The organism is Cryobacterium sp. 10I1 (assembly GCF_035019805.1).
Classification (GTDB): Bacteria; Actinomycetota; Actinomycetes; order Actinomycetales; family Microbacteriaceae; genus Cryobacterium; species Cryobacterium glucosi.
In genome coordinates this window covers 1-597 of the sequence record NZ_JASJVF010000546.1, presented here as the reverse complement: position 1 = coordinate 597, position 597 = coordinate 1, and the positions used below count along the sequence as shown (strand labels likewise).

Annotated in this window: 1 protein-coding gene; it reads right to left on the bottom strand. The window is 72.2% G+C overall.

Annotated elements, in window-relative coordinates; genetic code table 11:
* The coding region (locus QN345_RS19710) for an MFS transporter (RefSeq protein ID WP_323509199.1) at positions 1-597 on the bottom strand (597 nt) is incomplete at both ends.

Sequence of the window (597 nt, the reverse complement as noted above, 5' to 3'; positions counted from 1 at the left end):
GAGTGCGAGGGTCTGGGCGACCGCCGCGACAGCGAAGGCCACACCGGTCCAGGAGCTGGGGCCGCGCAGCACCTCGACGACGAGCACAGGGATCAGCGCGTTGCGCACACCGAACGAGGTCCAGCCCTGCGCGAAGTTGGCCAGGCACGCGGCCCGGAACCGGGGGTCGGCGAGCACAGCGCGGAACGGGACCCTGGGCGCCGACGCGCCGGACGCATCCGCCGTCGCGTTGCGATAACCGGGGCTCAGCAGTAGCAGCCCGAGCACACCGGCGATCGCGAGCGTGCCGGCGTAGAAGAAGAAGGGCGCCGTGAGCGAGATCGTCGCGAGCAGGCCGCCGAGGGCGGGGCCGGCCATGCCGCCGAGCAGGAACCCGCCCTGATAGAAGCCGATGGCGCGGCCGCGGATGCCCGGAGCAGTCGAGCCGAGCAGGAGCGTCATCGCCGAGACGGTGAACATCGCCGAGCCGATGCCTCCTGCCCCGCGCAACAGGAGCAGTTGCGGGTAGTTCTGGGCGATGCCCGCGAGCCCGCTCGAGAGTGCGACGATGCCGATGCCCGCCGCGAGGATGGTCCGCTCCCCCGCCCAGTCGATCAG